Source organism: Roseateles sp. FW305-36 (genome assembly GCF_058787015.1).
On sequence record NZ_JBYSZK010000018.1, the window covers coordinates 92,973 to 117,901 of the forward strand.

At 69.5% G+C, this 24,929-nt stretch carries 27 protein-coding genes; 16 read left to right on the top strand and 11 right to left on the bottom strand.

Annotated elements, in window-relative coordinates; genetic code table 11:
• Positions 1-162: 162 nt before the first annotated feature.
• On the bottom strand, positions 163-2,220 hold the full coding sequence (locus AC3WOE_RS26135; RefSeq protein WP_492694675.1) for a sigma-54-dependent Fis family transcriptional regulator: 2,058 nt from the start codon (positions 2,218-2,220) through the stop codon (positions 163-165).
• A 298-nt stretch (positions 2,221-2,518) separates the two neighbouring features.
• Between AC3WOE_RS26135 and pedF the strand changes: the two genes are divergently transcribed.
• The 6 genes from pedF (at position 2,519) to AC3WOE_RS26165 (ending at position 10,717) form a co-directional block, all read left to right on the top strand.
• Entirely contained in the window at positions 2,519-2,932 is a 414-nt protein-coding gene (pedF, locus tag AC3WOE_RS26140) for a cytochrome c-550 PedF (protein WP_492694794.1), read from the top strand.
• Entirely contained in the window at positions 2,929-3,750 is an 822-nt protein-coding gene (locus AC3WOE_RS26145; protein ID WP_492694677.1) for a substrate-binding periplasmic protein, read from the top strand. The genes pedF and AC3WOE_RS26145 overlap by 4 nt, the downstream gene beginning before the upstream one ends.
• A 28-nt stretch (positions 3,751-3,778) precedes the next feature.
• Positions 3,779-5,893 carry a TonB-dependent receptor family protein gene (locus AC3WOE_RS26150; RefSeq protein ID WP_492694679.1) on the top strand — a complete coding sequence of 705 codons (2,115 nt, stop codon included), beginning with the start codon at positions 3,779-3,781 and terminating at the stop codon, positions 5,891-5,893.
• 11 nt (positions 5,894-5,904) lie between these two features.
• Positions 5,905-6,846: a beta-propeller fold lactonase family protein gene (locus tag AC3WOE_RS26155; protein ID WP_492694681.1), complete on the top strand. Its 942-nt coding sequence runs from the start codon at positions 5,905-5,907 to the stop codon at positions 6,844-6,846.
• Between the two features lie 21 nt (positions 6,847-6,867).
• A complete protein-coding gene (locus tag AC3WOE_RS26160; protein ID WP_492694683.1) occupies positions 6,868-9,354 on the top strand; it encodes a TonB-dependent receptor in 2,487 nt (828 codons plus the stop codon).
• Between the two features lie 235 nt (positions 9,355-9,589).
• On the top strand, positions 9,590-10,717 hold the full coding sequence (locus tag AC3WOE_RS26165) for a porin (protein ID WP_492694685.1): 1,128 nt from the start codon (positions 9,590-9,592) through the stop codon (positions 10,715-10,717).
• 68 nt (positions 10,718-10,785) lie between these two features.
• Here AC3WOE_RS26165 and AC3WOE_RS26170 read toward each other — a convergent pair whose 3' ends face one another.
• Positions 10,786-11,346 carry a cytochrome b/b6 domain-containing protein gene (locus AC3WOE_RS26170; protein WP_492694688.1) on the bottom strand — a complete coding sequence of 187 codons (561 nt, stop codon included), beginning with the start codon at positions 11,344-11,346 and terminating at the stop codon, positions 10,786-10,788.
• A gap of 242 nt (positions 11,347-11,588) precedes the next feature.
• Here AC3WOE_RS26170 and AC3WOE_RS26175 point away from each other — a divergent pair, with 242 nt between their 5' ends.
• Positions 11,589-11,666, top strand: a complete 78-nt coding sequence (locus tag AC3WOE_RS26175; protein WP_492694796.1) for a PEP-CTERM sorting domain-containing protein — start codon at positions 11,589-11,591, stop codon at positions 11,664-11,666.
• A 187-nt stretch (positions 11,667-11,853) separates the two neighbouring features.
• Here AC3WOE_RS26175 and AC3WOE_RS26180 read toward each other — a convergent pair whose 3' ends face one another.
• Complete coding sequence (locus AC3WOE_RS26180) at positions 11,854-13,071, bottom strand: hypothetical protein (protein WP_492694690.1); 1,218 nt, start codon at positions 13,069-13,071, stop codon at positions 11,854-11,856.
• Positions 13,072-13,317: 246 nt separating this feature from the next.
• On the opposite strand from AC3WOE_RS26180, the gene AC3WOE_RS26185 reads away from it, so the two are divergent.
• Complete coding sequence (locus tag AC3WOE_RS26185; RefSeq protein ID WP_492694692.1) at positions 13,318-13,803, top strand: DUF1203 domain-containing protein; 486 nt, start codon at positions 13,318-13,320, stop codon at positions 13,801-13,803.
• Between the two features lie 26 nt (positions 13,804-13,829).
• On the opposite strand, the gene AC3WOE_RS26190 is transcribed toward AC3WOE_RS26185, so the two are convergent.
• Together AC3WOE_RS26190 and AC3WOE_RS26195 are read right to left on the bottom strand one after the other, a co-directional pair.
• Entirely contained in the window at positions 13,830-14,558 is a 729-nt protein-coding gene (locus AC3WOE_RS26190; RefSeq protein WP_492694694.1) for a hypothetical protein, read from the bottom strand.
• A gap of 106 nt (positions 14,559-14,664) precedes the next feature.
• Positions 14,665-14,910, bottom strand: a complete 246-nt coding sequence (locus tag AC3WOE_RS26195; RefSeq protein WP_492694696.1) for a hypothetical protein — start codon at positions 14,908-14,910, stop codon at positions 14,665-14,667.
• Positions 14,911-15,129: 219 nt separating this feature from the next.
• Between AC3WOE_RS26195 and AC3WOE_RS26200 the strand changes: the two genes are divergently transcribed.
• The 3 genes from AC3WOE_RS26200 to AC3WOE_RS26210 all read left to right on the top strand — a co-directional run bounded on the left by AC3WOE_RS26200 (position 15,130) and on the right by AC3WOE_RS26210 (position 16,821).
• Positions 15,130-15,441: an HNH endonuclease gene (locus AC3WOE_RS26200; RefSeq protein ID WP_492694698.1), complete on the top strand. Its 312-nt coding sequence runs from the start codon at positions 15,130-15,132 to the stop codon at positions 15,439-15,441.
• A gap of 198 nt (positions 15,442-15,639) precedes the next feature.
• The gene (locus AC3WOE_RS26205) at positions 15,640-16,374 is read left to right on the top strand and encodes a hemerythrin domain-containing protein (RefSeq protein WP_492694700.1); all 735 of its coding nucleotides are present in this window, start codon (positions 15,640-15,642) and stop codon (positions 16,372-16,374) included.
• A 12-nt stretch (positions 16,375-16,386) separates the two neighbouring features.
• A complete protein-coding gene (locus AC3WOE_RS26210) occupies positions 16,387-16,821 on the top strand; it encodes a hypothetical protein (RefSeq protein ID WP_492694702.1) in 435 nt (144 codons plus the stop codon).
• Here the strand turns inward: AC3WOE_RS26210 and AC3WOE_RS26215 are convergent.
• The 3 genes from AC3WOE_RS26215 to AC3WOE_RS26225 all read right to left on the bottom strand — a co-directional run bounded on the left by AC3WOE_RS26215 (position 16,778) and on the right by AC3WOE_RS26225 (position 18,905).
• Positions 16,778-18,130 (bottom strand): GAF domain-containing protein, encoded by a 1,353-nt coding sequence (locus AC3WOE_RS26215; RefSeq protein ID WP_492694704.1) that lies wholly within the window; start codon positions 18,128-18,130, stop codon positions 16,778-16,780. The genes AC3WOE_RS26210 and AC3WOE_RS26215 overlap by 44 nt on opposite strands.
• Positions 18,120-18,617, bottom strand: coding sequence for a hypothetical protein (locus AC3WOE_RS26220; protein WP_492694706.1), 498 nt, complete (start codon positions 18,615-18,617; stop codon positions 18,120-18,122). The genes AC3WOE_RS26215 and AC3WOE_RS26220 overlap by 11 nt, the downstream gene beginning before the upstream one ends.
• 69 nt (positions 18,618-18,686) lie before the next feature.
• Positions 18,687-18,905, bottom strand: coding sequence for a hypothetical protein (locus AC3WOE_RS26225; RefSeq protein ID WP_492694708.1), 219 nt, complete (start codon positions 18,903-18,905; stop codon positions 18,687-18,689).
• A 189-nt stretch (positions 18,906-19,094) separates the two neighbouring features.
• On the opposite strand from AC3WOE_RS26225, the gene trhA reads away from it, so the two are divergent.
• Positions 19,095-19,772, top strand: a complete 678-nt coding sequence (trhA, locus tag AC3WOE_RS26230) for a PAQR family membrane homeostasis protein TrhA (protein WP_492694710.1) — start codon at positions 19,095-19,097, stop codon at positions 19,770-19,772.
• Here trhA and AC3WOE_RS26235 read toward each other — a convergent pair.
• Positions 19,763-20,080: a PEP-CTERM sorting domain-containing protein gene (locus AC3WOE_RS26235; protein WP_492694712.1), complete on the bottom strand. Its 318-nt coding sequence runs from the start codon at positions 20,078-20,080 to the stop codon at positions 19,763-19,765. The two genes, trhA and AC3WOE_RS26235, sit on opposite strands and share 10 nt — an antisense overlap.
• A 321-nt stretch (positions 20,081-20,401) precedes the next feature.
• On the opposite strand from AC3WOE_RS26235, the gene AC3WOE_RS26240 reads away from it, so the two are divergent.
• The 4 genes from AC3WOE_RS26240 to AC3WOE_RS26255 all read left to right on the top strand — a co-directional run bounded on the left by AC3WOE_RS26240 (position 20,402) and on the right by AC3WOE_RS26255 (position 22,237).
• Positions 20,402-20,608 carry a cold-shock protein gene (locus AC3WOE_RS26240; protein WP_492694798.1) on the top strand — a complete coding sequence of 69 codons (207 nt, stop codon included), beginning with the start codon at positions 20,402-20,404 and terminating at the stop codon, positions 20,606-20,608.
• 73 nt (positions 20,609-20,681) lie between these two features.
• Positions 20,682-20,900, top strand: coding sequence for a hypothetical protein (locus AC3WOE_RS26245; protein WP_492694714.1), 219 nt, complete (start codon positions 20,682-20,684; stop codon positions 20,898-20,900).
• Positions 20,901-20,982: 82 nt separating this feature from the next.
• A complete protein-coding gene (gene infA, locus AC3WOE_RS26250; RefSeq protein WP_492694716.1) occupies positions 20,983-21,243 on the top strand; it encodes a translation initiation factor IF-1 in 261 nt (86 codons plus the stop codon).
• Positions 21,244-21,358: 115 nt separating this feature from the next.
• Positions 21,359-22,237: an alpha/beta hydrolase gene (locus AC3WOE_RS26255; protein ID WP_492694718.1), complete on the top strand. Its 879-nt coding sequence runs from the start codon at positions 21,359-21,361 to the stop codon at positions 22,235-22,237.
• Here AC3WOE_RS26255 and AC3WOE_RS26260 read toward each other — a convergent pair whose 3' ends face one another.
• Positions 22,238-23,773, bottom strand: coding sequence for a GGDEF domain-containing protein (locus AC3WOE_RS26260; RefSeq protein WP_492694720.1), 1,536 nt, complete (start codon positions 23,771-23,773; stop codon positions 22,238-22,240).
• A gap of 48 nt (positions 23,774-23,821) precedes the next feature.
• The gene (locus AC3WOE_RS26265) at positions 23,822-24,928 is read right to left on the bottom strand and encodes a threonine aldolase family protein (RefSeq protein WP_492694722.1); all 1,107 of its coding nucleotides are present in this window, start codon (positions 24,926-24,928) and stop codon (positions 23,822-23,824) included.
• Position 24,929 lies beyond the last annotated feature (1 nt).

Sequence of the window (24,929 nt, forward strand, 5' to 3'; positions counted from 1 at the left end):
TTTCTGCTCCAGATCGGCACAACGCGCTGTTCAGCGCCCCGGGAAAGTCCCGGGCCGCTGATTCGGCCCGGAAACAACGCCCAAGGGAGTGCCGGGCCGCCCCAAGCTCCCTTGACCCCCTCGGGGGGCGGGCCGGGATCTCGCCGACCCTGGGGGCTTATTTCAATCGCCTTGAGGGGCGTTCCAGCGCAGCTTGCGATAGATGGTGTTGCGGCTGATGCCCAGCTGCTTGGAGGCCAGCGAGATGTTGCCGCCCACCGCATCCAGCGTGGCGCGGATCATGTCGATCTCGGCCTGCTCCAGCGTGCGCGCCGTGGCGGGCTCGGCGGCGACGAAGGCGGGCTGCGGTGGCGGCAGCACGGGTGCTGCCTCGTAGGGCGCCCAGGCCGGCGCAGGCGCTGCCGAGAGCGTGGGCTGATGGGGCATCACGCCGGCACCCCCCACCGAACGCTGCATGTCCTCCAGGAAATCGTCGGACAGGTGGTTGGTGGTGATAAGCCGCTCGCCCGCCGACATCACCGCCGCCGTGCGCAGCACATTGGCTAGCTGGCGGATGTTGCCGGGCCACTGGTAGCGGCGGAACATGCCTAGCACCTGGGGGCTGAGCTCCGGCGTGTCCTGCGGGCGCTCGGCCTGCAGGATGCGGCGCACGATGGCCTCCAGGTCGGTCCGCTCGCGCAGCGCCGGCAGACGCAGGGCCAGGCCGTTGAGGCGGTAGTACAGGTCCTCGCGGAAGCTCTGCTGCTCGATCATCTCGCGCAGATTGCGGTGGGTGGCGCCGATGACGGCGATGTCCACGGCGATGGACTTGGTGCTGCCCAGCGGCGTCACGCTGCGCTCCTGCAGGGCGCGCAAGAGGCGGGCCTGCAGCGGCAGCGGCATGTCGCCGATCTCGTCGAGGAACAGCGTGCCGCCGTTGGCCTGCACCAGCCGGCCCGGCGCACCCTTGCGCCGCGCGCCGGTGAAGGCGCCTTCCTCGTAGCCGAACAGCTCGGCCTCGATGAGGCTCTCGGGAATCGATGCGCAGTTCACCGCCACGAAGGGCTGGCGCGAGCGGTTGGAGTCGTGGTGCACCGCGCGGGCCAGCAGCTCCTTGCCCGTGCCGGTTTCGCCCAGCACCAGCAGGGGGATGCCCTTGTCCAGCACGCGCTTGACCTTCTGGATGACGGTCTCCAGCTGCGGGTCGCCGGTGCGCAGGTATTGCAGGCCGGAGAAGCGCTGGGACGCGTCGGCACCCACGATGGGCGCCTCCACGGCCGGCGCGGCTTCGCGCACCTCGGCCACCTCCTCCACCTCGCCCCGATGCACGCCCGCCACCACCGGCCGCGACGGCCAGTCGAAGCGCGCCGTGACGAACAGCGTCTGGCCCGTCGGCAGGCAGAGCTGCATGGGCGGCGACAGCGGCATGCGGAAATGGTCGTAGATGGCCGCCGGCGTGGTGCCGAACAGGCTGCTCAGGCTGCGGGCGCGCAACTCGGCGCCGCTCATGCCGAGCTGGTCCAGCGCGGCGCGGTTGGCGCCCAGCAGCCGCCCGTCGGGCGACACGACGAGGATGCCCTCCAGCAGCGTGCCGATGAATTCGGGCCGGGTGTGGAAGTGCAGGCGCAGGCGGTTGTTGTAGTCGTCCGAGAGCCAGTGGTTCTCGATCATGCGGGCCGACATGCGCACCAGGCCCATGGTGTGCTGGTGATAGCCGCGGTGGTCGCCCGTCACGTCCAGCACGCCCAGCATGTTGCCGCGCGGGTCGAAGATGGGCGAGGCCGAGCAGGTCAGGAAGTTGTTGGCGTGCATGAAGTGCTCGCCGCCGTGCACCAGCGTCGGCGCCTCCTCGAACAGGGCCGTGCCGATGGCGTTGGTGCCCTTGGCGTGCTCGGCCCAGTTCTCGCCCGGCGCCAGCGCCACGCGGTGGGCGCGGGCCAGGAAGCTGTCGTCGCCGACGGCGTGCAGGATGGTGCCCTGGGCATCGGTCAGCACGATCATGCTTTCGGTGTTGACGATCTGCTCGTAAAGCAGCTGCATCACCGGCGCGGCGTGGGTGTACAGGCGCTGGTTGCGCTCCCGGGCCAGGTTCAGGTCGCTGCGGATCAGCGGGTCGAAACCGCCTTTCTCATGGCGCTTCAGGCCCAGGGCTTCGCTGCGCTGGTGGCTGCGCTCGATGAAGGCCTGTCGCGGCGCTGCCAGCGGCGCGGGGCCGGCCGGCGTTTCGGTCTCAATGGACATAAGAGGCTTCCTTGGCCTGCCTCTGCACAGGCTTGTCTCCGGGTGGCGCGGTCTGTGCCGCGCGTCTGTTGAGGTCATCGTGTCCCAAACCACACCGGCTGTCCATGCGCTGGCGCAAGCCGCGCGCAAGCGACTGTGTCAAGTTGGAGCACTCCGGCGCTGGCATGTGGCTTGCAGTTTGAAGCTCGAACCCGACACGGGCCTTGCAGACCTCGACAACACCGGAGACAGCCCCATCATGAAACCCCAACCCCTCGTCATCGGCGGCATCCTGTGCCTGGCCGTCCTGGCCACCGCCATGCAGGCCTGGGCCCACGGCGACGTCACGCCCCAGGCCGTGGACACCACCAGCCTGCCCCAGCTCGGCGACGGCTGGCGGCCCGAGAACCCCTACCGGGGCAACGACGCCGCCATCAAGATCGGCACCTCGGCCTTCAACCAGAACTGCGCCCGCTGCCACGGCCTGGAAGCCATCTCCGGCGGCATCGCCCCCGACCTGCGCCGCCTGGACAACGACTGCTCCACGCTGAAGGACGCCGCCAAGAAGGCCGCCTGCGTGAAGGAGAACGACGACTACTTCCTCAACACCATCCGCCACGGCCGCAGCCGCAACGGCGCCGTCTACATGCCGCCCTTCGAGGGCGTGTTCACCCAGGAAGCCATGTGGGCCATCAAGTCCTACCTGGAAACCCGCCGGGAAAAGCCCCTATGAACCGCCGCCAACTGCTGGCCTGGGCCGCCGCCGGCGCGCTGACGGGCACCCAGGCCGCCGCCGCCACGCTGGCCCAGGTGCGCGAGCGCGGCCGCCTCGTCGTCGGGCTCTACGAAGACATGCCGCCCTTCAACGTCAAGGGCCAGGGCATCGACGTCGAGCTGGGCCAGGCCCTGGCCGAGGCCCTGGGCGTCAAGTTCTCGCCCCTGCCCTTCAATGCCGACGAGAACATGAACGACGACCTGCGCAACATGGTCTGGAAGGGGCACTACCTCGGCTACGGCCCGGCCGACGTGCTGATGCATGTGCCGGTGGACCGCCCGCTGATCGAGGCCACGCCGCAGGCGCGCATCTTCGGGCCCTACTACCGCGAACGCGTCATGCTGGCGCGCCGCCTGGACCAGCTGCCCACGCTGGACAGCCTGTCCCAGCTCGGCACACGCCGCGTCGCCGTGGCCGGGCAGACCCTGGCGGGCTGGCTGATGATCGGCGCCGACGGCGGCGCCTACCGCGAGCAGCTGCTGACGACCTGGAAGGACGGCTGCGACGCCGCCCGCGCCCTGCAGCGCGGCGAAGTGGCCGCCGCGGCCGGCCTGGCCTCGGAGCTGGAGACGGTGCTGGCCGGCGATCCGGCCTACCGCATCGAACCCCTGCCCATGCCCCGCGCCCCCCACGACGGCTGGGCCGCGGGCATGGCCGTGAAGCGCGACGCCACCGACCTGGCCGAAGCCCTGCAGGCCGCGCTGAACGGGCTGCAGAAGTCGGGCCGAGTGGGCGAGATCTTTGCCAAATACAAGGTAGCGTGGCGCCCCGTCTGAGCTGACCGTCGAAAAACCGGAGACAACCATGACCACCAGATTCGCGTTTGGGACGCGAAGGACGGCTCTCGCGCTCGCGGCGTTGGCAGCAACCACCGCCCACGCCGCGCCCACCGTCCTCGATCCCGTCGTCGTCACCGCCACCCGCACCGAGACGGCCCCCTTCGACCTGCCCGCCTCCATCGACCGCATCGACGGCGAGGCCCTGCGCGCCGGCCGCGCCCAGGTCAACATCTCCGAGGGCCTGGGTGGCGTGCCCGGCCTGCTGGCCCGCGACCGCCAGAACTACGCCCAGGACGTGCAGATCTCGGTGCGCGGCTTCGGCGCCCGCGCCAGCTTCGGCATCCGCGGCGTGCGCGTCTACGTGGACGACATCCCCGCCACCCTGCCCGACGGCCAGGGCCAGATCACCAATGCCGAACTCGGCACGGTGGGCCGCGTCGAAGTGCTGCGCGGGCCCTTCTCGGCGCTGTATGGCAACTCCTCGGGCGGCGTCATCAGCATCTATTCCGAAGTACCGAGCGGCCCGCCGCGCCTGGACGCCGGCGTCGCCTTCGGCAGCGACGGCCTGCAGCGCGTGGCCGCCTCCAGCAGCGGCAGGGCCGGTGTCATCGCCTACACCCTGGGTGCCAGCCGCTTCGAGACCGATGGCTACCGCCAGCACAGCGCCGCCGAGCGACGCCTGGGCAATGCACGGCTGAGCTTCAAGCTCGGGCGGGACACCCAGCTCACGCTGATTGCCAACAGCGTCGAGCTGCCCGAGGCACAGGACCCGCTCGGCCTGACCCGCGCGCAATGGCAGGCCGACCCGCGTGGCGTCGACCCCTCGGCGCTCAGCTTCAACACCCGCAAGACCATGAAGCAGGAGCAGGGTGGCCTGGTGCTGGAGCACGGCATCGACGCGAGCAACACCCTGCGCGTGATGGTCTACCAGGGCCACCGCACGACGACGCAGTTCCAGTCCATCCCGGTCGCGACACAGGCCAACGCCCTGCACCCCGGCGGTGTCATCGACCTGGCGCGCGACTACGAAGGTGCCGACATCCGCTGGCGCTGGAAGAACGCCACTGCCAGCGTGGTCGCCGGCGTCGCTGCGGACGAGTTGCGCGAGCACCGCGTCGGCACGCAGAACTTCATCGGCACCACCCTCGGCGTGCAAGGCGCCCTGCGCCGCGACGAGACCAACCGCGTCTCCAACGCCGACCCCTATCTGCAAGCCCAGTGGCAGCCCACGCCGGCCTGGCTCGTCACCGGCGGCGTGCGCCGCGCCAAGGTCGACTTCCGCTCCACCGACGCCTACATCACCAAGACCAACCCCGACGACAGCGGCGCCGCCAGCTACGCGGCCACGCTGCCGGTGCTGGGCGCAAGCTATGCCGTCAGCGAAACCCTGCACGTCTACGCCACCGCCGGCAAGGGCTTCGAGACGCCGACGCTCAACGAGCTGGCCTACCGCGCCAGCGGCGCCACCGGGCTCAACTTCGGCCTGCAGGCATCCGTCAGCCGCAGCCTCGAGACCGGCATCAAGGCCCGCCCCTGGAGCGGCGCCGAGCTGACGCTGGCCCTGTTCGAGACCCGCACCGAGCACGAGATCGTCACGCAGACCAATGTCGGCGGCCGCGCCACCTACCAGAACGCCGGCGCCACGCGACGCCGCGGCCTGGAAGCTGCGGGAAGCTGGCAGCTCACGCCCGCGCTGCAGGCGCAAGCCGCGGCCACCTGGCTGGACGCCCGCTACCGCGACGGCTTCCTGACCTGCACCGCCACGCCCTGCGCCGCCGCCTCCAGCCAAGTCAACGCCGACAACCGCATTCCCGGCATCGCCCGCACCGCCGTCTACAGCTCGCTGACCTGGCAGCCCGCCGGCGGCTGGCGTCTCGGCGCCGAGGCACGCTCGCTGAGCAAGGTCTACGTCAACGACCTCAACAACGACGCCGCCCCCGGCTACGCGACGCTGGCCGCCTTCGCCGGCTACCAGCTCAGCCTCGGCCCCTGGGACCTGGGCGCCCTGCTGCGCGTGGACAACCTGGCCGACCGCCGCTATGCCGGCTCGGTCATCGTCAACGACGGCAACAGCCGCTTCTTCGAGCCCGCGCCCGGCCGCACGTGGTTGGCCTCGGCCAACGCCACTTACCGCTTCTGAGGAGAGCCACCATGCACCGCCTCCTGCCCACGCTGACCCTGCTCACCGCGGCCATCGCCCAGGCCCACGCCGGCCCGCTGGCCTATGTCTCCAACGAGGGCTCGGGCACGCTCAGCGTCATCGACACCGCGACCGATGCCGTGCTCTACGAGCTGCCCGCCGGCGCCAAGCCGCGCGGTGCCGTCATCAGCCCCGACGGCCGCCGCGCCTACGTCAGCGACCAGCCCGGCAACCGCCTCGTCGTCATCGACCTCGCCGCACGCCGCCAGGCCGGCGAGATTCCGCTCGGCGAGTCCCCCGAAGGCCTGGGCCAGTCGCCCGACGGCCGCTGGGTGACGGCCGCCGTCGAGGAGACCAACGAGGTCGTCTTCGTCGACACCCGCACCATGACGCGCAGCTTCGCCGTCAAGGTGAAGGGCAAGAACCCCGAGCACGCCGTCTTCAGCCCCGACGGCCGCCTGGTGCTGGTCAGCGCCGAGGAGGGCGAAGCGGTGGACGTCATCGACGTGGCCAAACGCGCCCAGATCGCGCAGATCCCCGTCGGCACGCGGCCGCGCGGCATCGGCTTCTCGCCGGACGGACGCAAGGCCTTCGTCGCGGCCGAGATGTCCAGCGAGATCTACGTCATCAACACCCAGACCTTCACGGTGCAGGACAAGCTGATGGCCGGCCCCAAGAGCAACGGCATCAGCGTGCACCCCGACGGCCGGCGCGTCTTCATCTCCAACGGCGGCGACGCCACGGTCTCGGTGCTGGACGTGGACCGCATGACCTTCATCGCCACCATCCCCGTCGGCCAGCGGCCCTGGAACATGGCCCTGACGCCCGACGGCCGCAAGCTCTACGTGGCCTGCGGCCGCTCCGGCGCCGTCTCCGTCATCGACACCGAAACCCAGCAGCGCGTGGCCGACGTGGCCGTGGGCAAGCTGCCCTGGGGCGTCGTCATCCGCTAGCCGCGGCACTCGAAAGACACCATGACACACCGCCACGGCCGATGCTGGGCGGCGCTGGCACTCGCCTGCGCGCCCGCCGCTCACGCCCAGGTCCAGCTGGAGCGCGTCGAGATCGTCGGCCTGTCGCCGATCGCTGGCGTGGACGTGCCGCGCGACTGGATCCCCGCCGGCGTGCAGACCGCCCGTGCCGCCGACATCGAACGCAGCCAGGCCCTGGACCTGAGCAGCTTCATGAACCGGCGCCTGGGCAGCGTCCATCTCAACGAGGTGCAGGGCAACCCGCTGCAGCCGGATGTCAACTTCCGCGGCTACACGGCCTCGCCGCTGCTGGGCACGCAGCAGGGCCTGTCGCTGTACCTCGACGGCGTGCGCCTCAACCAGCCCTTCGGCGATGTGGTGAGCTGGGATCTGCTGCCCAAGAGCGCCATCGCCTCCGTGTCGCTGAACGCCGGCTCCAACCCGCTGTTCGGCCTCAACACCCTGGGTGGCGCGCTGGCCGTGCAGACCAAGGACGGGCTGAAGAACCCCGGCACTTCATTGCAGGTTCAAGCCGGCTCGCACCGCCGCACCGCGGCCGAGTTCGAACACGGCGGCGCCGACGCCGAGGGCCGGCACTGGTTCATCACCGGCAACCAGTTCAACGAACGCGGCTGGCGAGTCGACTCACCGTCCAGCGTCAGCCAGCTCTTCGCCAAGCTCGGCCAGCGCAGCGGCGACAACGACGTGTCCTTCACCACGGCCCTGGCCCGCACCAGCCTCAACGGCAATGGCCTGCAGGAACGGCGCTTTCTCGAGCGCGACCGCGCCAGCGTCTACACCAGGCCCGACAACACCAGGAACCGCTCCGCCCTGCTCAGCCTCGCGCTGTCGCACAACCTGAACGCGCAGTGGACGCTGAGCGGCAATGCCTACGCACGGTTGATCCGCACCCGCACCTTCAACGGCGACCTCAATGACGACGCGCTCGACCAGTCGCTCTACCAGCCCAATGCCGCCGAGCGCGCCGCACTGACGGCGGCGGGCTACGCCGGCTTTCCCACCGCCGGCGAGAGCGCGGCCACCACGCCTTTCCCGAAGTGGCTCTGCATCGCCCAGGCCCTGCTGAAGGATGAGCCGGCCGAGAAGTGCAACGGCGTCATCCACCAGACCGCCACGCGCCAGAGCAACCAGGGCTTCAGCGCCCAGCTCGGCTACGACGGCCCGCTGTTCGGCTTCAAGAGCCAGTCCCTCGTCGGCGCCGCGGCCGACTTCAGCCGCAGCCATTTCACGCAGGGCTCGGAACTGGGCTACCTGAACGCCGACCGCAGCATCACCGGCGTCGGCGCCTTCGGTGATGGCATCAACGGCGGCACGGTGGACGGCGATCCCTACGACACCCGCGTCGACCTCGCGGGCCGCACGCGCACCCTCAGCGTCTTCGCCAGCAGCGTGCTCACGCTGAGCCGCGGCACCCACCTGACCCTGTCCGGCCGCTACAACCACAGCACGGTGCGCAACCGCGACGCCATCACGCCGGGTGGCGGTGCAGGTTCGCTGGACGGCGACCACCGCTTCAGCCGCCTCAACCCGGCCCTGGGCCTGACCTTCACGCCGGTGGCCGGCGTCAACGCCTGGGCCGGCATCAGCCAGGGCAGCCGCGATCCTTCGTCCATCGAACTCGGCTGCGCCGACCCCGCCAACCCCTGCAAGCTGCCCAACGCCTTCGCCGGCGACCCGCCGCTGAAGCAGGTCGTTACGACCACGCTGGAAGCCGGCGTGCGTGGCGCAGCCGGCAGCCCGCTGGCCTGGAGCGTGGGCGTGTTCCGCTCCGACAACCGCGACGACCTGCTCTTCGTCGCCGACGACGCGGCTGGCTTCGGCTACTTCAAGAACTTCGGCAAGACGCGCCGCCAGGGCGTGGAACTGGCCCTCAGCGGCCAGCCCGCCAAGGGCCTGACGCTGGGCTCCAACCTCACGCTGCTGGACGCCACCTACCGCACGGCCGAGGTCGTCAACGGCGCGTCCAACAGCAGCAACGGCGCAGCCCTGGCCGGCCTGCCCGGCGTGGACGGCAATGTCCAGATCAATCCCGGCGACCGCATCCCGCTGGTGCCGCGCCGCATGCTCAAGCTCTATGCCGATCTCGACCTCGGCGATGCGTGGCGCCTCGGCGCCGACGCCATCGCCATGAGCGGCGCCTCGGCACGCGGCAACGAGAACGGCCAGCACCGGCCCGACGGCGTCTACTACCTCGGCCCCGGCCGCAGCGCCGGCTATGCGGTGCTCAACGTCAACGCGGCATGGAAGCCCAGCAAGGGGCTCAAGCTCTTCGCCCAGGTCAACAACCTGCTCGACCGCGCCTACGCCACCGCCGCCCAACTCGGGCCGACGGGCTTCAACGACGCAGGCGATTTCCAGAGCCGCCTGTTTGCCGTCAATGCCAACGGCGACCGGCCGCTGCGCCATGCGACCTTCTTCGCGCCGGGGGCGCCGCGCAGCGTGCAGCTGGGCGTGAAGGTCGAGTTCTAGAGAACCCTCGAAAGCTGCTCCACGCAGTCACAGTTGCGCTGCACATCGGCGCAACACGCGCGCCGCCTCACGCCACAGCTCGCGTCGGGTGGGACCCGCAGCAGCGTGCCAGCGCGGCACGCTCACCTGTGCCTTCTGCGTCGCGCCGCAACGCCGCGCGCCCGCCTTCGCTCCAGCCCGGTACTGGCACAGCCCTTGCGCAAAGGGCTGGCCCACAACCACAACTGGAGACAACATGAACATCGTCAACAACCGCACCCTCACTGCCGTGGCGCTTGCCACGGTTGGCGCCACGGCCCACGCCGCCGACTTCAAGGCCGGCGAGTGGGACCTGAGCCTGGGCGGCATCGTCAACGCCTACTACACCCGCACCAGCTGCTCCGGCTCGCAGGCCGTCGGCGGCGCGGCGCTCGCCACCAAGGGCCTGGGCTGCGGCGGCACCGATGGCCGTACCGTCATCGGCAACGGCCTGCTGCCCAACGCCCTCACCACCACGGCCAAGACGCGCCAGGAGGGCTATGACATCAGCGCCACGCTGATGATCGGCGCGGCCGTCGCCTCGGGCGACGCCATCTCCAACAACAACAACGTCGACGTGCGCCAGGGCTTCGTCACCTTCGGCAATGCCGACATGGGCAGCGTCAAGCTCGGCCGCGACTACGGCCTGTTCGGCTCCTCGGCCATCCTCGGCGACATGACCCTGCTCGGCGCCGGCGCCCCCGTCAGTGCCACGCAGCGCAACCGCGTCACGCTGGGCCATATCGGCTCCGGCTACACCTACCTCGGCACCTACGGCCAGATCGCCTACAGCCTGCCCACCAGCGGCGGCTTCTCGGCCACCGTGGCGCTGATGAGCCCGGTCGACGCCGGCGCCCTGATCGGCCGCAACGAGCCGCAGATTCAGGCCCTGGCGACGGCCAAGTTCGACGGTGGCAAGGTCTGGCTGGGCGTGAAGCGCCAGAAGTTCGAGGGAACGGGCAGCTTCACGATGAACGCGGCTGAGGTCGGCGCCAGCGTCAGCGTCGGCACACTCGGCTTCGCCGCCAATGTGCAGAGCGGCAAGGGCCTGGGCGTGCTGACCGACGGCGACAGCGGCAACCGCAAGCAGACCAACCTGCTGCTGCAAGCCACCTGGCAGGCCACGGCCAAGACCAAGTTCGGCCTGAACTGGGGCGAGAGCAAGCTGAAGGACGGCGCGGCCACTGACCTGCGCAGCAACACCAATGTGACGGCCGGCCTGTACTACGGGCTGACCAAGAGCGTCACGCTGGTGGGCGAACTGAGCCGCACGACGTCCAAGCCGGTGGTGGGCGACTCCGCGCGCATGAACGGGGTGGCGCTCGGCGGCATCGTGTTCTTCTGAGGCGGCGAGGTCCTCGCGGCGCTGCCACGAGGGCCTTGTTCAAACCGGCGCTGAGGCGCGCCCGCGGCTCAGCGCCTGCTCTGCCAGGGGAGCATGGCCGCCAGCACGCCGTCGCGGCGCAGGAAGTGGTGATACAGCGCGGCCGCCGCATGCAGGCCGGCCAGCCACATCAACACGTCGCCCAGCAGGCCGTGCACATCGCCCCAGTCCGCCGCCTCGCCGAGGCGCGAGCCGGCGATCCAGGGGAACTCGTCGATCCGAACACCACCCAGCAGCGTCAGCGGGTGGTGCTCGCTGCCCAGGGCCAGCAAGGCCGTGGCCGGCAGGGCCAGCATCAGGGTCCACAGCGCGACGTGGACCAGCTTCGACAGCCCATGCATCCACGCCGCCATCTCGAAGCGCGGCTTGTCCGGCCGCAGCGCCACCCACACCAGGCGCGCCAGCGTCAGCGCCAGCACCAGCAGGCCCAGGGATTCATGCCAGACGATGTCCAGCCGCGTCGCCGGGTCGATGCCCTTGCGCATCATCCGACCGAAGCCACCCGGCCCCAGGATGAAGGCGACGGTCACGGCGATGGCGGTGAGCCAGTGAAGGGCGCGGCTGAGGGGGTCGTAGCGGGGAGAGGGCATGGGTAGGGCTCGCCGAAGAAGCGTTGGCTGGCAATTGTGGCGCGGTGCCGATGCCGTGCTGACCTTCCCGTATGCCAGCACACCCGGCGCGACCGGCATCGACGTCCGCTTCACCGGCGCCTTCGCGCCGATCTACACCGACACCGAAAACCACCTCACGGTGATTGAGTTCGAGTGGGGTTGCAGCCCCACCGGGCCCTGGACCGTCAGCCCAGACAACCTCAAGACCGTGCCCGGCGGCAGTGCCGGAGCCGGCGTCGGGGCTGCTGTTGGCCGTGGGGCTGGGGGTGTTGACTGGGTGGCGTTGGCATGGCACTTGAAGCAGTGCCGTTTTGATCGGGCGGACGAGCACCTCATCCGAGCGCCTGTTCACGCTCAACGAAAAGTGATGAGGTTACCGACGCTGCGGCTGACCCATTCGCAGTCGGTCCCGCGGGCACACAGGCAGCCGCTCGCCACCGCAGGAATGCAGCGTCAAAGATTTGAGTCTTGGCCCCGAGCTTGCGCTCATACGGAAAGCTGCTGGAGCTCTTTCTGTATAGCGGTGTCTAGAACCGCCCGTCCCCACCACATCAAACCCATCTCATCCGCCGACAACGTAAGCGCGTTGCCATGGACGACCTTCGAACGCACCTCATAAAACTTCTCGAACTTCGATCTGAGTTCACCGCGCTCGGAAAAATTGCGTCCTATCAGATAAGCGCATCGATCCGACAGCATTCTCGTAAGCCCGCCGCTGTCCTTTTCTTCCCCGAACAGTGCCTCAAGGCCAATGCTGGTCTGGATTAACGCCATCGTAGGACTGACCGAAAGGTATGCGTCAAAACCCCACTCGCAGGCTGTGCGGATACGACCGGCTCCAGCTACGTTTGAGTGCAGGAGGCGTGCTACAGGCTCAAGGACTTTGCGCAGCACCGATTTCTGGCCGTCGTGGTCACCCTGCTCGCTGACGGGAAGCCAGAACTGGTGGGTGTCAACGAAATGGCAAATCTCAATCGACAAATTCACATCTGGCGGTCCAGCGGAAGACGACGCGCCATTACTAAGAAACTTCGCCCGATGCTTGGGAACGCGATACGCATGGAGATCGTTCCACCCAGAGGCCGCCTCAGTGATGATCCCCGCTCGCTTGTGCAACAGCTTCGCGGACAGCAGCTGATGCATTGAGAGCTTGTATGCGGTCAGCGCTTTGCGCCCGGCCGAGGTATCCATGCCAGACCCTGCATAGCCGGCAACTCCAACTTCGAGCGAGGGCAAAACATCGTCAGCGGGTGGACTCGCAACACCGAGCAGACCGCCTTGAATCGCGTCGGTCGCGGCACCCGTGACGGAACTCGAAAACGTCAGTGCCATACCTGGTCCGATTTCTAGCTTAGATCCCGCCAACAAAAGCTGAGGCAGTGGCAGACGCACCTCATAGCTCAACGGAACCGAAGTAAAAAACGCTGTGAGCGTGGAGCCGAGCCGATCAAGCTCGCCAGGCGATATGACCGACTTCAACTGCTTGGACTCACCCCAGTCAATCGCCGCGCCCTGAAGTGCCTCGTAGATGTGTCGGAAAAAAATCGACAAAACATCGGCTTCAGACAGCCACTCGCTTTTGGCTTTCATGACCTCAGTTGTCACGCTGCGCAGCTGCGCTTGGCATCCGTCGAAATCCGAAAAACGCCCAATAACAGACGTCTGTTGCAGCAGCCCGACAACTTTCCTCAATAGCGCTTCCATCGCATCCCTATGCACTTTCTGCCCCCTCCAACTCTGATGGAATCATTGCGCGGTGAAGATACACGAGGAGTCTGAGCGGTTGGCTAGCTAGGCCCTAGATCTGATTCCCTTCGGTCGCCCAACAGCCCACAGCCTGCTTGCCGACCAACTGCATGTCCGCTCCCAGCCAGCACCGCGCTCGTCCCACTGCTGCAATCCCGCCCGTCATCCACAGCGGCACACCACCCGCCGCCAAGAACGGGCCCCATGCAGATCTCTACTCCCACGACCCCGCTGCTCGTCCGCGGCATCCCCACCGCGCACGCCGATGCGCTGCGCGCCGGTGGCCCTGACGCCCACGGCCAGGCGCCGCTGAAGGCCACGGCCCATGGCCTGGGCAACCCCTGCCGGCATTGCTTGAACCTGATCGCCGAGGGCGACACCAAGCTCATCCTGGCGTATCGCCCCTTCGATCACGCCCAGCCCTACGCCGAGACCGGCCCGATCTTTCTGCATGCGGCCGACTGCGAGCGCTACGAAGCCGACGCGCTACCCCAATGGTTCGCCCATCTCGCACCAGCCCTGGCGCGCGGCTACGACGCCAAGGACTGGATCGTCTACGAGACCGGCCGCGTCGTGCCCGGCCACGAACTGGCCGAGGCCTGCCGCGCCATCCTCGCCCGCGAGGACGTGGCCTATGTCCACATCCGCTCGAAGTTCAACTGCTTCCAGTGCCGCGTAGAGCGTGGCTGAGGCCGCCGAAAAAAGCAAAGCGCGGCTCAGTGCTTGGCGCGATGCAGGATGGTGGCGATGACGGAGCGGTCGTTCATGCCGGTGGTGGACGAGCTGGCGCCTGAAAAATTCTGGCCCCACCAGAGCTGCTGGCCGAGCTGGGCGGAGATGGCGCCCCAGCGCTGGCCGACGTCCGGCCCGGTGCCGAACAAGCGCAGCTCGCACAAGGTGCGGCGGCATTCCACGGCGAGCAGCTCGAAGCCCTTTTGCACGCCGGCATCCTGCAGGGCCTGGCGCAGTTGCGCCTCCATCTGCTGCGACCAGGCCGGGTCCAGGGGCTCGCCGGCGAAGCGGGCGTGCAGCTCGGGCAGGGAGGGTGGCCTCGAGTTCTCGTCGAGCAGCATCTTGGCGTGCTCGGCCGACAGCGTGATGGCCGGCACGTCGACTCGCCCCGCCGCTGGCGCCGCGGCCGAGGCCATCTTCTTGGCATCGACCGCAGCCACGGCGGGCGGGCAGACCGCGCCTGGCGCGACCGCTGCCGTGGTGGCGGCGCTGCTGCCCTGGCCGGCCGCTGCCGGTCGGCTGGCCGCCACTGCACTGGGCGGCACCGGGGCCGCTTGAGGCGCAGCGGCCGTGGCCGGCAGGGCGCTGGCTGATGCCATCGGCGCTGTGGCTGCGGCCGACGGGCTGGCCACCGCACCGTTGAGGTAGTGGGTACCGATGACGGCGAGGGCCGCCCCCGCGATGCCACCGATGGCGAGGTCTCGAATAGTCATGGCTCCCTTGCCGCCAGCGGGTTGGCCTTGCGCTGAACGGCGCGGGCAGCATAAGGCCAGCGGCAGGCCGCCGCGCCGTGCGTTCTGCTGCGAGCGGCCGAAGGACTCAGTGCACGTGCGAGGCCGCACCTGCCGGCGCAGCGGCCGCAGCCTTGCAATGCTTGTCCATCATGCTTTCCGGCGCGCTGGCGGCACCGCCGGGCTCGGCGGCATGGCGCTTGCACATCTCGTCCATCATGTTGCCGCCCTTGGGGCCGGCGCCCTCGGGTGGGCCTCCGCGCGACGGGGCGGTGGCGCAGGCGGCCAGGGCGAGGGTCAGCGCAAGCGCGGGGGCAAGGGTGAGGGACTTCATGCGGCGTTCTCCAACGGCAACAACTCGTCGCCAGCTTGCGACGCGGCGTACGTCCGGTGCTTGATGCGCGTCAAGCGTGTCGCGATGGTGGCAGCTCCTGCACGTCGCGCGCCTGCCCGGGCCAGACTGCCCTCCCGCCGCGCTCGGATTTGCCCACGCCTGCAAACGCGCGCCAGCCGGGCGGCCGAAGATGCGCACTGCTTCACCCGCCCTCACCGCATGCCCAGCCGCCCCGCCGACGCCGACACCGCCGTCTGCCCCTTGTGCGAGCGCGCCATCCCACCCGCGCAGCGCGACGCCCACCACCTGGTGCCCAAGAGCAAGGGCGGGCGGCACACGCAGTTCCTGCACCGCGTCTGCCACCGGCAGATCCACGCGCTGCTGACCGAGACCGAGCTGGCGCGCAGCTACACCACGATCGAGGCCCTGCTGGCCCATCCGCAGATCCGCAGCTTCGTGGACTGGGTGAAAACCAAGCCGGACGACTTCTTCGTCGCGACCCGCAAGAGCGCACGGCTGCGGCGGCGCTGACCGACGGGCCGGCCTTGCAGCATGACCTCCGGCACGGCTCAAATGTCAAAAATACCAATACCGACGCGCACTTAGCAAACTCTTAAGGTTCCGCTAGCAAGCATTTAGCGGCGCGCCGCCGCCCCGATTCCTACAGTTGCTGCACGGTCGAACAACAGCAGCGACCGACCCATTCACCGCACCACACAGGGAATCGACATGCACACCTCATTGCAGGAAATCCTCGCCGTTCGCGGCACCGTCACGACGCCGCGCTTCGACATCTACGCCACCATCCACAAGGGCGTGCGCCTGATGCTGACCGACCTCATCACCAGCGCCGGGCGCGTGGACCCGCAGGACGCGGCCTCGGTGCAGCAGCTCGTCGACAAGGTGGAGGCCGCAGCGGACTTCTGCCTGTCGCACCTGGAGCACGAGAACGCCTTCCTGCACACCGCCCTGGAGCGCCTGCAGCCGGGCACCAGCCAGCGCATCGCCACCGAGCATGTCGAGCATGAGCGCGACATCGAGGCGCTGCGCCGCCATGCCCGCGCCCTGCCCGACTGCACGGCAGAAGAGAGGCCCGCGGCCTGCCACGCGCTGTACCACGCCGTCAGCCTGTTCGCGGCCCACAACCTGGCCCATATGCACCTGGAGGAGACCGAGCACAACGCCGTGCTGTGGGCCCATCTGGACGATGCCGGCATCATGGCCATCCACGGCCAGTTGCTGGCCTCGCTGACGCCGGCCGAGATGACGATGTCGCTGCGCTGGATGCTGCCGGCCCTGTCGCCGGCCGAACGGCTGGGCATGCTGGCCGGCATGAAGGCCAAGGCCCCGGCGCCGGTGTTCGGCGTGGTGCTGGCCCTGGCGCGCGAGCGCCTCAACGACGACGACTGGGCGTTGCTTGCCCGCGGCCTGGGCATCCCCGTGGCCGATGGCCTCACCGCTTGAGGGGAGCCCGCGATGAACGCCAACAACAACAAGCGCTACGCCGCCTGGTGGCTGCGCATGGCCGCCGTCTATCTCGTCATGGGCGTGGCCCTGGGGAACTACATGGGCGCCACGCACGACTTCACGCTGCGCTCGGTGCACGCCCACATCAACCTGCTGGGCTGGGCCAGCATGCTGGGCTTCGGCCTGGTGGTGCAGCACCTGGCCGACACGCTGAGCGCGCGCCTGGTGGCCCTGCAGTTCTGGCTGCACCAGTGCGCCCTGCCGGTGATGCTGTCGGCGCTGGCGGCCTTGATGCGCGGCAACCCGGCGGTGGAGCCGCTGATCGGCCTGGGCTCGGCGACGGTGGGCGTGGCGGTGTTGTGCTTCGCCACCAATCTGTGGCGCGGCACGGGAGCGAAGCTCAGATTGGCAGGAGCTGAAGCTGCCCGCACACCTGCAGCCTGAGCCGGCCCCGGCCGTTCTTGTGCAGGGCGATGCCGAGCTTCTGCTCGTCCAGGCGCCGGCGCAGCAGGATGAGGCGGGCGTCGAGGTTGTCGACGACGTCAGGCAGCTTGATGGCGGGGTCGAGCCGGATCTCGCGGTTCGTGAACTCGGTGCGGCCGGTGGCCACGTATTCGTTCAGCAGCCGCCACAGGATGGCGCCGGCCACGCCCTTGATGACGTAGTCCTGGTTGCAGAAGACGCTGTGCGAAGCGGCGTGATAGCGCAGCTGCAGCGGCTCCTGCGGCTGGCCACCGAAGGGGCAGTCGAGTTCGGCAGGCCGGGTCTCGGCGGGAGCGGCTTCAGCAGCAGCGGCGACGCTGTCGCCCAGCGCACGCATGGTGGCCGCCACGAGATGGGCGAAGGCGACGAGGGCGTCCTCGTGGTCGTAGGTGAAGTGCAGGTCCTGCTCGCTCTCGACGAGCAACACGCCCAGCACACGCCCGCCGTGCAGCAGCGGCACGCCGAGCTGGCTGTGCGGGTCGGCCAGGCCGGGGTAGGGAATCTCGATGGAGAGGTCGGCCTGCGAGCCCTCCAGCCTCACCACCTCGCGCATGGCGCGGCTGTAGCGGTAGGCCTGGGTCAGCCAGCTGATGCGGATGGGCGTGCGTGCCTGGGCGCAGACGCCGATGACGCCCTCGCCCAGCGCGATCTCGGAGCCTATGCCCGAGCGCGCATAGCCGCGGCTGCCCACGGTGTAGAGGCGCCGGCCGTGCTCGTCCATGACGAGGAACATGGCATGGCGCACCTGCAGGTCGGCCACCAGGGTGTCCAGTGCCGCATCCACCAGGGCGCCGAAGTCGCTGGACGCCGCCACCTTCTCGCACATGCGGCGCAGCGCGGCCAGCGGCTGCAGGGCGGGCGCGGCCGGCACCACCGTGTTGCCGGGCAGGACCTCGAGCTCCTCGACGCGGTAGATGTCGGAGCCGAGCAGGCGGAACACGCCGGCCATGCCGGTGTGCGAGGCGATGCCTTCGAGGTGGGCCTTCATGCGCTCGAACAGCGCGCCCTCTGACTCGGTGCGCAGATAGCTCAGCCGCATGCGGTAGAGGCGCCCGGTGTAGGGGTCGACGACGCTCAACTGGCCCTGCGGGTTGGCGAGGATGTTGCGGCGCGTCTTGTTGAAGAACTGGTAGGACAGCGCGACGTGCTCGCCGTCGACGTAATGCACCTGCGACAAAAAGGCCACGTTGGGCTCGCCGTCGGGCGCGCAGGTGGCCATGGTGGCGGGGATGGCGCCTTCCAGCGCGGCACGGATCTGGTCAAGCCGCACGGCCAGGCTCCGGCTCGGTGGCGCCCAGCGCCTGCCCGGCACGCGGGCCGGGCGTCTGCACGAAGACGGCACCAGCCTCGAAGCGCACGACGGCCAGCGCCGTCCAGGGCTGCTCGAAGAAGTTGCGCGCAAACTGCTCGGCGATGTAGATGCGCGCCAGCTCGGCCACCATATGGCCCACGTGCTGGCGCAAAAAGGCCTCGTCGTCGCGCGTGGCGGCACGCACGCTGGCGCCGCCGCCCTTGAGCTGCACGGCAACGCTGGTATAGGGCTCGCTGAACACGGCGGCCACTTTGCCGGTGGCGCGCACGTCGGCCAGGAACTGGCGCGCCTGGTCTTCCCTCACCCAGGCCTCGACGGTGCGGCGGTCGTCGAGCACGCGGCCGGCCATGCCCCAGCACAGGCTGGGCACCGCGGCCGCGCTGCTGGAGGACAGCACCACGTCGCAATGCTGGTTGAGTTTGGCCAGGAGGGCGTCGTCGATCACGGCGGCGGCAGCGGTGTGGTCGGAGGCGCCCAGTGTAAGGAGGGCGGCGGCCGCACCGCCCGCGGCCGGCTAGTGCACGTGCGAAGCCGCGGCGCCGGGGGCGGCGGCCCTCTCCTTGCAGTGCTTGTCCATCATGCCTTCGGGCGCGCTGGCGGCCTGGCCGGGTTCGGCGGCGTGGCGCTTGCACATCTCGTCCATCATGCCGCCGCCGGGGGCGCCCTTGCCCGCGGGCGGCGCGGCGGCACAGCCGGCCAGGGCCAAGGCCAGAAGGGGTGCGAGCAGCTTCATGCGGTTCTCCATCGGCAGTCTGACGGGCAGCATGCGCCGGCATGGCCGCGCCAAGCTTGATGCGGGTCAAGCGACCGACAGGGACTGGCCGCGGTAATCCTGCCGCGCCCGAACCCCTCAAACCTTGGGTCGGCATGGTCACGAAGCGCTGGCATGCTGAGCACGTATCCTCAGCAGTTCGAGGCCCTCATGAATTCAACGCCCCTTCCTCTCACCGCCGACCGCCCCCAGACCCTGGGCGAAGAAGTCGCCAACGCCATCAGCCACGGCCTGGGCGCCGCCCTGGCCATCGCCGCCCTGCCCATCCTCGTGGCGCGGGCCATGAGCCACGGCGGCACGGCGGACGTGGCCGCGGCGGCCATCTTCGCCGCCACGGCCATCCTGCTCTACGGCATCTCGACGCTGTATCACGCCCTGCCGGCCTCGCTGGCCAACGGCCGCGTCAAGGCCTGGCTGGTGCGCCTGGACCACGCGGCCATCTATGTCTTCATCGCCGGCAGCTACACGCCCTTCACGCTGGGCGTGCTGCACACCGGGCCGGGCGTCACGCTGCTGATCGCCGTCTGGGCCGCGGCGGCCTTCGGCGTGACCATCAAGCTGCTGAACCGGCTGCGCCACCCACTGGTGTCGACGCTGATCTACCTGGCCATGGGCTGGGTGGTGGTGTTCGCCATCGGGCCGCTGGTGGAGCGCATGCCCGGCCCGGGCCTGGCCCTGCTGGTGGCCGGCGGCCTGAGCTACACGCTGGGCGCGGTGGTCTTCCTGCTGGACAACAAGCTGCGCTACGCCCACTTCGTCTGGCATCTGTTTGTGCTCGGCGGCAGCGTCTGCCACTTCTTCGCGGCGCTGTTCTACGCCTACGGCTGACGGCGCCTGAGCACCCGCAGGGCCAGCAGGCCGCCCGTCAGCAGCAGGGCCGCGCCGGGCTCGGGCACCGCCGGCGCATTGGCCACGCCGGGGCTCACGCTGACCGTGTAGAGCGCGGCGCCCGTGAAGCCGGGGTCCACGAAGATGAAGGGGTCGGCCGAGGCCGAGGCGAATTCGTCGTTGAAGCTGGAACCGGCCGCGGTGCTGATGCCCAGGTGCACGGTGGCATTGGGCCCGCCGGACTTCACCAGCACCGAGAAAGTGCCGTCGAAGCTCGGGCCGCCGCCGAGCTCATCCTCAAACCGCATCGCCGGGGATCGCCGTCCACAGGCCAGCCCGGGGGGCAAGGCACGACCAAACGTGACCTAACAACGTTGCAGGCGGACTTGCCTTGCCCCGGCGCGCAGGGTTTTCCAGCCCGCGTGGTACATTCGGGGCATAGATTCGCACAAGACCGTTTTCTCAAGGTCTTATCTGCAGCCCCGCCGGCCACCCCCTGGCCCTTTCTCGCGAGCGGCTCGCTACAGCCAACTCCCCGGCAAGTGTTCTTGAGTGTTTCTGTCTCCGCATGGCAAGTCGCCGCGGAGGGTTATCTCCATTTCCACAACTCCAAAGGAAACACCATGACTATCGAAACCGGCACCGTGAAGTGGTTCGACGACGGCAAGGGCTTCGGCTTCATCACGCCGGACAACGGCGGCAAGGATCTGTTCGCCCACCACAGCGAAATCCAGAGCACCGGCGGCTTCCGCTCGCTGGCCGAAGGCGCCAAGGTGCAGTTCGAGACCAAGCAGGGCCCCAAGGGCCTGCAAGCCTCGAATATCCGCTCGCAATGAGCAACCGGGCGCCCCGTGCGCCCACCCCACGGCGGCCCCCGACGGCCGCCGCGGCTCTACCAATAAGAAGAAAATGAACAACAACAAGAACATCGAAATCGGGCGCTACGTCGTATCGCCCATGACCCAGGCCCGGGATGGCGGCGGTTTCACCGCCTCGGTCTCGATCCGATCCGGCCGCGGAATGGCGAGCGTGGACCGCGTCATGTGGTTCAAGCCGCAATTCCGCAGCCCGCAGGCCGCCTGGCACTATGCCAAGGCCGAAGGCCTTGCCTGGGCGCGCAGCCACTGACGGCGCGGCCCTCACCCGGGCGACATGGCGGCATGCCGCCGTGTCGCGCCCCCGATTCACAACTCACTACGGAGCTCAAGACTTGGCCAAGGAAGAACTGATCGAAATGAACGGCGTCGTCGACGAAATCCTGCCCGACTCGCGGTTTCGCGTGACGCTGACGAACGGCCACAAGGTGATCGCCTACACGGGCGGCAAGATGCGCAAGCACCACATCCGCATCCTGGCCGGCGACAACGTGTCGCTGGAGATGTCGCCCTATGACCTGAGCAAGGGCCGCATCACCTTCCGGCATCTGGGCGCCCCGCGCCAGGCGCCGACCGGCGGCCAGCAGCGTCGCTGAGCCTTTCGCTCGATGCACCCGATCGGCCGCCACGGCATGTCCTGGCGGCCGATTGCCTTTGCGGGGCCCCTGCAGGTCCCGACATCCAAACCGGCGGCGGCCACGTAGGCTGCAGATGCCCATGTTGAAAGCCGGCCTCTTCCTGCTCGTCGCCCTGCTGCTGGTGGGCGTGCTCGTGGCCTGCGCACCCATCGCGACGCTCAACGCGCTGGCGCCCGGGCACACGCACACGCTGACCCGGGACGTGGCCTATGGCCCGGGGCCGCGTCAGCAACTGGACATCTACCAGCCGGCGCGCGCTGCACCCCGGGGCGGCTGGCCGGTGGTGGTGTTCTTCTATGGCGGCTCATGGAACCGCGGCAAGCGCGCCGACTACGCCTTTGTCGGCGAAGCCCTGGCCTCGCGCGGCATCCTGACCCTGGTGGCCGACTACCGCCTCTATCCCGAGGTGCGCTATCCCGACTTCCTGCGTGACAGCGCCACGGCCCTGGCCTGGAGCCTCAAGCACGCCGAGGGCCTGGGCGGCAACCCGCGGCGCGTCTACGTCATGGGCCACAGCGCCGGGGCCTACAACGCCGCCATGCTGGCGCTGGACCCGCGCTGGCTCAAGCCCACCGGCCATACGCCGCGCGAGCTGGCCGGTTTCATCGGCCTGGCCGGGCCCTACGACTTCCTGCCGATCACCAACCCCGACGCGCGGCCGGTGTTCTTCCACCCCGACTACCCGCCGGGCACCCAGCCGCTGGAGCATGCCGGCAAGGGTGCGCCGCGCAGCTTCCTGGGCGCGGCGCGCGACGACGAGCTGGTGAACCCCCAGCGCAGCTCGCAGGGGCTGGCCACCAAGCTGCAAGGCGCGGGCGTGCCGGTGACGCTGAAGTTCTACGACCGCGTCGGCCACATGACGCTGGTCGCGGCCTTCGGCGCGCCCCTGCGCTGGCTGGCGCCGGTGCTGGGCGACGTGGCGAGCTTCGTCAACGACGCGCCGGAGCGCTGATCAGCTGGTCGCCGCCGCAACGCGGTTGCGCCCCTCGCGCTTGGCCGCGTAGAGGGCACGGTCGGCGCGGCGCATCAGGTCTTCATGGCTGGCATCGCCGGCCGCCAGCTCGGCCACGCCGATGGAGACGGTCAGGCGCAGCGGCGAGCCGTACTGCAACTCGATGACCAAGGCCTCGATGTGCTGGCGCAGCCTTTCGGCGACGTCCAGGGCGGCGGGCAAGGCCGTCTCGGTCAGCAGGGCGCCGAACTCCTCGCCGCCCAGACGCGCCGGCAGGTCGATCTCGCGCAGCGCATGGCGGCAGCTGTCGGCCAGCCGGCGCAGGGCGACATCGCCCACCTCATGGCCGTGGCGATCGTTGACCTGCTTGAAGTGGTCGATGTCCATCATCAGCAGCGACATGGGCTTGGCGCTGCGGCGGCACCGCGCCAGCTCGGTATGGGCACGCTCGTAGAAGTCGCGCCGGTTGCTGAGGCCGGTCAGCGCGTCGGTGCGGGCCTGCTGCTCCAGGCGCTGCTCCAGCTTCTTGCGTTCGGTGTTGTCGAAGACGGTGGTGCGGCTGCGCAGGAAATTGCCCTGCTCGTCGCGCACGGCGGTGGCGCTGACGAGGACGGGCAGGGTGCTGCCGTCGGCACGTTGCAGCTCGATCTCGATGTCGTGCAGCTCGCCCGTCTGCAGCAGCCGCGGGAACTCCTCGCGGAAGCGCTGCTGGCCGGCGGGGGTGAGGAAGTCGGTGAAGGGCCGGCCGATGACCTGCTCCAGCGTAAGGCCGAGCCAGCCCAGCTCGGTCTGGTTCATGCGCACGAGGCGGCCTGTCGCGTCCACCGAGTGGTAGCCGCAGGGCGCGCGGTCGTAGAGATCGGAGACTTCGCGCCCCTTGGCCTGGATCTGCGCCATCAGGTCGACGATGGCGCGCTGGTGCATGCCGATGGAGCGCAGGCTCAGGAACAGAAAGGTGCCGGTTGCCACCAGCAGCGTCAGCCAGGCGCTGACCTGGCGGTGGTAGACCGCCTCGGGGATGAGGGTGTGCAGGCGCCCGCTGACATAGCCCGCGCCCACCGCCAGGATGGCCGCGCCCGCCAGCGCCGCGAAGGCCAGGCCGACGCGGGTCGAATAGAGGTTGCTGGCCACATAGCAGCTCAGCACCAGCCAGAAGGTGCTGGCCGAGATCAGGCCGAAGGACAGCACGCCCGGCACGCCGACCGCCCACAGCAGGCCCAGGAAGAGGCCGGACAGCCAGTGATAGGACAGGCGCCGGCGCAGCAGGAAGACGGCGCCCACCAGCACGGCCAGCACGACGTGGGAGGTGTAGACGGGCTGCCAGCCGCTGATCAGGGAGCGCGACACCGAGACGGGCACGCCGATCAGCGCGACGATGCACATGCCCCGCCACAGGTCCTCGATGAACTCGCGCTTGAGCCGCGCCAGCTGGGGCTCCAGCAGCTGGCCGATGTCCACGTCGGCCGGTGCCTGCGCTGCAGCCGACTTCTCGGCGGCAGCCCGGGGGGCGTCGGCGCTGGACAAGCTCGTCTGCATGGCAGGGGCCTCCGTCGGGGGGACTGCCATTCTGAGCCTGGGAGAGGCTCAGCCCGTCGCCAGCGCCAACGCAGTGCGCCAGGCCGTGACGGCTTCCTCATCCGTCCAGGTTTTGGCGGCGTCGCCGATGACGATTTCCACCATCGCGCCGCCGGCGATGAGGTGGGAGGCCACCGCCCGCGCACCCAGCCAGAAGCCGTCGCGCCGGGCCACTTCCAGCAGCGCCTCGCGCAGCCGCTCGGGGTCGGCGGGCAGGTGCAGCTGGAAGGCGTTGACGTGCGGCCGCGGCGGCGACACGCGCCAACCCGCTTGCGCCGCCAGCCGCGGCGCCAGCGCCAGTGCACGCTCGCGATAGGCGGGCATGTGCTGCAGTTGGGTGCGCAGGCCCTGCAGGGCGCTCAGCACAAAGGGGTGGACGGTGAAGAGATTGCCGGCGAGGCGGGTCTGCCAGGGCGCGGTGGCCTGGATGAAGTCCTCGCTGCCGACCAGCACGCAGCCGGCCAGGCCACCCAGGCCCTTGTAGAAGGACACATAGACCGAATCGGCCAGCGCGGCGATGTCGGCCAGCGGGCGGCCGTAATGGGCCGAGGCTTCCCAAAGGCGGGCGCCGTCGAAATGCAGAGGCACGCCGGCGTTGCGGCACCAGAGGCCGATGTCCACGAGCTCATCCCACTCGGGCAGCCGGTAGCCACCGCGGCGCAGCGGCAGCTCGATGGTGACGACGGCAGGCCTCTCGGGCAGGGCGATCAGTTCATCGACGCTGACCGGTGCATCCGTGGCGCCGATGCGCAGGCCGCGCAAACCCATCAGCTTCTCAAACGCCTCGGCCTCGTCGATGGCGATATGGCTTTGCGGATGCAGGGCCACCGGGCCGTCACCGTCGCCACAGTGCACACGCAGCGCGGCGAGCTGGGCGGCCACGCCCTTGTGCATGAAGCGCGCGGCCGGTTTGCCGAGCAGGGCCGCGACCTCGGCCTCCAGCGCCTGGATGGCCTGGCCCTGGCCGTAGACATCCAGCGGCAGCGCGGCCTCTGGGGCATCGGCCAGCGCGAGCAGAGACTCGCGCATGGAGGTGATGGGGCGATGGCCGTTGAGCCAGCGGCTGCAGCGATTGCGCAGTTCGATGTCGGCGTTGGGAGACGTGGCAGCGGGCATG

Coding starts and splice junctions, on each gene's coding strand:
- AC3WOE_RS26190 (WP_492694694.1), bottom strand. CDS start 14,558: ATGACTATTCGAGACCTCGCCATCGGTGGCATCGCGGGGGCGGCCCTC.
- AC3WOE_RS26180 (WP_492694690.1), bottom strand. CDS start 13,071: ATGGAAGCGCTATTGAGGAAAGTTGTCGGGCTGCTGCAACAGACGTCT.
- AC3WOE_RS26235 (WP_492694712.1), bottom strand. CDS start 20,080: ATGCGGTTTGAGGATGAGCTCGGCGGCGGCCCGAGCTTCGACGGCACT.
- AC3WOE_RS26205 (WP_492694700.1), top strand. CDS start 15,640: ATGCACACCTCATTGCAGGAAATCCTCGCCGTTCGCGGCACCGTCACG.
- AC3WOE_RS26200 (WP_492694698.1), top strand. CDS start 15,130: ATGCCCAGCCGCCCCGCCGACGCCGACACCGCCGTCTGCCCCTTGTGC.
- AC3WOE_RS26185 (WP_492694692.1), top strand. CDS start 13,318: ATGCAGATCTCTACTCCCACGACCCCGCTGCTCGTCCGCGGCATCCCC.
- AC3WOE_RS26160 (WP_492694683.1), top strand. CDS start 6,868: ATGACACACCGCCACGGCCGATGCTGGGCGGCGCTGGCACTCGCCTGC.
- trhA (WP_492694710.1), top strand. CDS start 19,095: ATGAATTCAACGCCCCTTCCTCTCACCGCCGACCGCCCCCAGACCCTG.
- AC3WOE_RS26195 (WP_492694696.1), bottom strand. CDS start 14,910: ATGAAGTCCCTCACCCTTGCCCCCGCGCTTGCGCTGACCCTCGCCCTG.
- AC3WOE_RS26150 (WP_492694679.1), top strand. CDS start 3,779: ATGACCACCAGATTCGCGTTTGGGACGCGAAGGACGGCTCTCGCGCTC.
- AC3WOE_RS26245 (WP_492694714.1), top strand. CDS start 20,682: ATGAACAACAACAAGAACATCGAAATCGGGCGCTACGTCGTATCGCCC.
- AC3WOE_RS26145 (WP_492694677.1), top strand. CDS start 2,929: ATGAACCGCCGCCAACTGCTGGCCTGGGCCGCCGCCGGCGCGCTGACG.
- AC3WOE_RS26135 (WP_492694675.1), bottom strand. CDS start 2,220: ATGTCCATTGAGACCGAAACGCCGGCCGGCCCCGCGCCGCTGGCAGCG.
- pedF (WP_492694794.1), top strand. CDS start 2,519: ATGCAGGCCTGGGCCCACGGCGACGTCACGCCCCAGGCCGTGGACACC.
- AC3WOE_RS26255 (WP_492694718.1), top strand. CDS start 21,359: ATGCCCATGTTGAAAGCCGGCCTCTTCCTGCTCGTCGCCCTGCTGCTG.
- AC3WOE_RS26170 (WP_492694688.1), bottom strand. CDS start 11,346: ATGCCCTCTCCCCGCTACGACCCCCTCAGCCGCGCCCTTCACTGGCTC.
- AC3WOE_RS26225 (WP_492694708.1), bottom strand. CDS start 18,905: ATGAAGCTGCTCGCACCCCTTCTGGCCTTGGCCCTGGCCGGCTGTGCC.
- AC3WOE_RS26210 (WP_492694702.1), top strand. CDS start 16,387: ATGAACGCCAACAACAACAAGCGCTACGCCGCCTGGTGGCTGCGCATG.
- AC3WOE_RS26155 (WP_492694681.1), top strand. CDS start 5,905: ATGCACCGCCTCCTGCCCACGCTGACCCTGCTCACCGCGGCCATCGCC.
- AC3WOE_RS26260 (WP_492694720.1), bottom strand. CDS start 23,773: ATGCAGACGAGCTTGTCCAGCGCCGACGCCCCCCGGGCTGCCGCCGAG.
- AC3WOE_RS26265 (WP_492694722.1), bottom strand. CDS start 24,928: ATGCCCGCTGCCACGTCTCCCAACGCCGACATCGAACTGCGCAATCGC.
- AC3WOE_RS26165 (WP_492694685.1), top strand. CDS start 9,590: ATGAACATCGTCAACAACCGCACCCTCACTGCCGTGGCGCTTGCCACG.